5 protein-coding genes and 2 pseudogenes are annotated in these 5,265 nt (G+C 68.5%); all 7 read right to left on the bottom strand.

Annotation, left to right across the window (positions count from 1 at the left end; translation table 11 throughout):
• Positions 1 to 77, bottom strand: a pseudogene (locus N5E02_RS19970) (low molecular weight phosphotyrosine protein phosphatase); the annotation flags it as partial.
• Positions 74 to 847, bottom strand: a complete 774-nt coding sequence (kdsB, locus tag N5E02_RS19965) for a 3-deoxy-manno-octulosonate cytidylyltransferase (RefSeq protein WP_053500516.1) — start codon at positions 845 to 847, stop codon at positions 74 to 76. The gene kdsB and the pseudogene N5E02_RS19970, both read right to left, overlap by 4 nt.
• Positions 848 to 922: 75 nt before the next feature.
• Positions 923 to 1,942 (bottom strand): tetraacyldisaccharide 4'-kinase, encoded by a 1,020-nt coding sequence (gene lpxK / locus N5E02_RS19960; protein ID WP_065186114.1) that lies wholly within the window; start codon positions 1,940 to 1,942, stop codon positions 923 to 925.
• On the bottom strand, positions 1,942 to 3,690 hold the full coding sequence (msbA, locus tag N5E02_RS19955) for a lipid A export permease/ATP-binding protein MsbA (RefSeq protein WP_049438204.1): 1,749 nt from the start codon (positions 3,688 to 3,690) through the stop codon (positions 1,942 to 1,944). Before msbA ends, lpxK begins: the two co-directional genes overlap by 1 nt.
• Positions 3,687 to 4,109, bottom strand: a complete 423-nt coding sequence (locus N5E02_RS19950) for a biopolymer transporter ExbD (RefSeq protein ID WP_005415977.1) — start codon at positions 4,107 to 4,109, stop codon at positions 3,687 to 3,689. The genes msbA and N5E02_RS19950 overlap by 4 nt, the downstream gene beginning before the upstream one ends.
• A gap of 3 nt (positions 4,110 to 4,112) precedes the next feature.
• Entirely contained in the window at positions 4,113 to 4,775 is a 663-nt protein-coding gene (locus N5E02_RS19945) for a MotA/TolQ/ExbB proton channel family protein (RefSeq protein WP_279946661.1), read from the bottom strand.
• Between the two features lie 3 nt (positions 4,776 to 4,778).
• Positions 4,779 to 5,265: pseudogene (locus N5E02_RS19940) on the bottom strand (DNA internalization-related competence protein ComEC/Rec2); the annotation flags it as partial.

Raw genomic sequence — 5,265 nt, 5'->3', positions numbered from 1 at the left:
TCCAGGCGTGCGCGCAGCGCGCCTTCGGCCATCGGCGAACGGCAGATGTTGCCGAGGCAGACGACCAGCAGCCTCATCGCGCGGCCATCGCCTGCAGCAGCCCCTCGGCGCGCTCCAGGTCCTCGGGCGTATCGATGCCCGGTGGGAACGGCTCGGGCGAGATCGCCACGCTGATCGGGTAGCCCGCTTCCAGCACGCGCAGCTGCTCCAGCGATTCGACCTGCTCCAGCTGGCCCGGCGGCATCGCCGCGAACTGCTGCAGGAAGCCGGCGCGATAGCCATAGATGCCGATGTGGCGCAGCCAGTGATGGCCGTCCGGCAGCGTGTCGCGGCTGCGTGCGAAGCCGTCGCGGTGCCAGGCGATCGGCGCGCGGCTGAAGTACATCGCCTCGTTGCGCACGTTGCGCACCAGCTTCACGACGTTCGGGTCGAACAGGGTGTGCGCGTCCTCGACGGTCGTGGCGAGAGTCGACATCGGCGCAGTGCCAGCGACCAGCGCATCGGCCACCGCGCGGATGCCGGTCGCCGGCGCGAACGGTTCGTCGCCCTGCAGGTTGACCACCACCGTGTCATCGGCCCAGCCGGCAATGCGTGCGCACTCGGCCAGGCGATCGGTGCCCGAGGCATGCGTGGTCGCGGTCATCGCCACCTTCACCTCGGCCAACCCGGACAGCGCATCGGAAATGCGTTGGTCGTCGGTCGCCACCCAGACCTCGCGGGCACCGGCCTGCAGCGCGCGGCGCGCCACATGCAGCACCAGCGGCTCACCGCCCAGCGGGCGCAGCGGCTTGCCCGGCAGCCGCGAGGCGGCAAAGCGGGCCGGAATGGCGACGACGAATTCGGTCATGCGGGCGGTTCTCGGCAGGCTCGTTACAACGGGAATGCGGCCAGCGGCGCGTGAATGCAAGCGCCGCCGCGCCACTCAGTTCGGTCGCAGCTTGTCCAGGCGATCGGTCAACGCCACCCAGAACGCGGCGGGCAACTCGGCGCGCAGCGGAACCGCGTAGTGCCAGTCGTTGCCGAACGCCCGGCATTTCACCGCATCCTTTTCGGTCATCAGTACCGGCAACTGGCTGCCGAAGGACAGGTCCTGCGGCTGGTAGGCCTGGTGGTCGGCGAACGCATGCGGCACCACGCCGATCCCGCGCGCGCGCAGCATGTCGAAGAAGCGCTGTGGATGGGCGATGCCGGCCACCGCGTGCACCCGCTGGCCCTTGAAGTACGCCAGCGGGCGCGCGCGGCCACCGGCCAGCGGCTGCGCACTGTCGATGTGCAGGGACATTGGCCACTGGCCGAAGCCACAGGCCTGTGCCGCGGTCTCCTCATCGGCCTGGCCGAGGTTGACCACGCGGAAATCGCACTCGCTCGCGCGGCTGACCGGCTCGCGCAACGGCCCGGCCGGGATCATCCGGCCATTGCCATAGCGACGCTGGGCATCGACCAGTTCGATCTCGATGTCGCGCGCCAGCCGGTAGTGCTGCAAACCGTCGTCGCAGACGATTACATCGCAGCCGGCCTCGATCAGCGCCTTGCCGGCGGCGACACGGTCACGGTCCACGCGCACCGGCACGCCGGTCTTCCAGGCGATCAGCACCGGTTCGTCACCGCCCTTCGCGGTTGGCGTATCGGCCTGCACCCACAGCGGCTTGTCGGCGTCTTCGCGACCATAGCCGCGGCTGGCCACGCCCGGCTTCCAGCCGGCCGCGCGCAGGCGCTCGACCAGGGCAATCGTCAGCGGCGTCTTGCCGGTACCACCGGCGGTGATGTTGCCGACCACGATGACCGGCACCGGCAGCGAGTGGCGCTTGCGCCAGCCACGCCGATAGGCGCGCCGGCGCAGTGCGGTGACACCTGCGTACAGCGGCGCCAGCAGGCGCATCGCCCACGGAACCGGGGTGCCGTCATACCAGTACGGCGGGGTCTGGGTGCCCTTGCCGGCCATCAGTCCTGCCTTTCGCGGAACTGCATGCTGTGCAGATGCTGGTACAGGCCGCCCAGTTCGAGCAGCTCCTTGTGCGTGCCGCGTTCAACGATGCGGCCATGATCCATGACCAGTACCTGGTCGGCATGCTCGATGGTCGACAGCCGGTGCGCAATGACCAGCGTGGTGCGTTCGGGCATCAGGCGCTGCAGCGCGTCCTGCACCAGGCGCTCGGATTCGTTGTCCAGCGCCGCAGTGGCTTCGTCGAGGATCAGGATCGGGGCGTCGCGCAGGATCGCGCGGGCAATGGCCAGGCGCTGGCGCTGGCCACCGGACAGCAGCGCGCCGTTCTCGCCCACCGGGGTCTGCAGCTGCTGCGGCATGCGTGCGATGAACTCCCACGCGTTGGCGGCTTCGGCCGCCGCGCGGATCTGCTCGTCGGTCGCTTCCATGCCATAGGCGATGTTGGCAGCGATGGTGTCATCGAACAGCATGACCTTCTGCCCGACCATTGCCACCTGCCGGCGCAGGTCGGCCAGCGGGTAGTCGTCCAGTGCCACGCCGTCGAGGGTGATGACACCGCCGCTGGGCTCGTAGAAGCGTGGCACCAGCCGGATCAGGCTGGTCTTGCCACTGCCGGAACGGCCGACAATGGCCGTCACCGTGCCTGGCCTGGCAACGAAGCTGATGTCGTCCAGGGCGATGCCGCTGTCCTCGCGGTAACGCAGCATGACGTGGTCGAACGCCAGTTCGCCCCGCACGCGCTGCACGCGTCTCTGCCCCTGGTCGCGCTCCACTGGCATGTCGAGGATGCCGAACAGGCGCTCGGCAGCGGACACACCGCGCGAAATCGAGGTCTGTACGCTGGTCAGGCGGCGCAGCGATGGAATGATGGCCATCATCGATGTCATCAGGCCCATGAACTGGCCGGCATTGAGCCGGCCGGCCAGGGCTTCGCGGGTCGACACCCAGACGATCACCGCCAGCGCCAGTGCGGCCAGGAACTGCACCACGCTGGAGGCGGCGGCGCGGGTGACCTCGACCTTCATGTTCAGCGCCAGCATGCGGTTGGCCAGGCGCGAGTAGCGCGAGATCTCATGCTGCTGGGTGCCGTGCACCTTCACTTCCTGCTGCGCGGCCAGCGACTGCTCGGCAGTCTGCGCCATGGTGCCCATGCCGTCCTGGATGCCACGGCTGATGCGCCGGTAGCGCTTGCCCACGTAGGACACGATGCCACCGATCAGCGGCACCACCAGCAGCATCGCCAGCGTGACCTTGACACTCATCTGCAGCATCACCGCCAGCATCGCGACGATGGTGAGGGTATCGGCCACCACGGTCTTCAGCGCGTCGGCGCTGGCCTGGGTGACCTGCTCGGTATCGAAGTTCAGGCGGCTGACCATCACCGGCGTCGCTTCGGTATCGAAGTGCGACGACGGCAGGTGCAGGTACTTCTGCAGCACCTGCTCGCGCAGGTCGCGGACCACGCTGCGACCGGTCTTGGCCAGCGTGTAGTCACTGACCCAGGTGGCCACGCTGCGCATCAGGAACAGGCCGAGGATGGTGAGCGGCAGCACCACGGCCGCGCGCGGCTGCGGGTCGACGAAACCTTCGTTGACCAGCGGCTCCATCAGCTTGGTGAAGTGGTAGCCGGCCAGGGCCTCGACCACCATGGCGATGACCGCGCCCACCATGAACACCCAGTAGGTGCGGGTGTAGCCCAGCAGACGTTTGTAGATCGGCCACACCGGCGCGTGATGGGAACTCATGGACGCACCTCTGGCGCAGTTGCAATGGCGATACGACGGAAACCGAGTTGACCGAGCGCGTCCTGCGCAGTCACCACGGCCTGGTAGGGAGTGCGTGCGTCGGCGCGCAGCAGTACGGGCTGGCTGCGGTCACTGCCGGCCACGGACGCGATGGTCTGCTTGACCGACTCGACGTCGCTGCGCAGCACTTCCTGGTCATTGATGAAATAACGGCCTTCGGCGTTGATCAGCACGCTGAGCGAACGCGGCGGCTCGTTGTTGGGCTGCTGGCTGGCGGTAGGCAGCTGCACCTGCAGCGTCGAGCGCGCATCGAAAGTGGTGGTGACCACGAAGAAGATGATCAGCACCAGGATGACGTCGATCAGCGGGACCAGATCGATATGCGGTTCATCCTGGGAGCGGTCATTGCCGATACGCATCGATCAGGCCTTCGCCGCAGCGGCGTTGGCCGGTCGCGCCGGCGCGACCGGGTTCATCACCCCGGGGCGACCGTCGAGCGTGTCCAGCAGGGCACTGGCTTCCTGCTCCATTTCCACCACGTAGCCGTGGATGCGGCCCTTGAAGTAGCGATGGAACATCAGTGCCGGAATGGCCACGATCATGCCCGTGGCGGTGCACACCAGCGCCTTGCCGATACCGCCGGCCAGCTGGTTCACGTCGCCCACCCCATGGTCGAGGATGCCCAGGAACATCTGGATCATGCCGATCACGGTGCCCAGCAGGCCCAGCAGCGGGCCGGCCGAGGCAATGGTGCCCAGCGCGTTGAGGAAACGTTCCATGCGGTGCACCAGGTGGCGGCCGGTGTCCTCGATGCACTCGCGGATCTGGTCGCGCGGACGATTGCGGGCTTCCAGCGCGGCCGCCAGCAATGCCCCCAGCGGCGAGTTGGCACGCAGGGTCTGCAGGTGCGCCGGGTCAAGCTTGCCGCGTGCGGCCCAGTTGCGCACTTCCTGGCCGAGGCCGGGCGGCAGCACTTCAGTCCGCCGCAGGGACCAGAAACGCTCCAGGATGATCGCCAAAGCCAGTACGCCCAACAGCAGCAGCGGCACCATCGGCCAGCCACCGGCCTTGACCAGTTCCCACACGTTTCAACCCTCCGGCCCAACGGCCGCTTGTTTGATCGGCGATAGGATAACAGCCGACCGCGCCCGCCCAGCGGCATCCCACCACCGGGATGCATGGATACGCTGTTCACGCAGCTGCAGCCCTTGTGCGCCAAGCCATACGCGGATCGCCCCGGACTCCGCAGTGGACACCACCTCGGCTCCCTGCGCCTGCCAGCGCCGGACCACGTCCCGGCGCGGGTGGCCGAAGCGGTTCTGGTGCCCTGCCGAAACCAGCGCCAGCCGGGCTGACACCGCCGCCACCCAGGGCGCGCTGGAGCTGCCGCCGCTGCCATGGTGCGGCACCAGCACCACATCCGCCTTCAGCGCCGCCGGAGACGCCCGCAGCAGCGCCTGTTCGGCCGGGCGGCCGATGTCCCCGGGCAACAGGACCCCACCATGCGCGCTGGCCACGCGCAGCACGCAGCTGTCCTCGTTTCCAGCCCGCTGGCTGCCGGCATCGGGGTGCAGC

The organism is Stenotrophomonas sp. GD03777 (genome assembly GCF_029842485.1).
Classification (GTDB): domain Bacteria; phylum Pseudomonadota; class Gammaproteobacteria; order Xanthomonadales; family Xanthomonadaceae; genus Stenotrophomonas; species Stenotrophomonas sepilia.
Note: the sequence above shows the minus strand (reverse complement) of the source record. Positions and strands in the feature narration are given on the sequence as shown.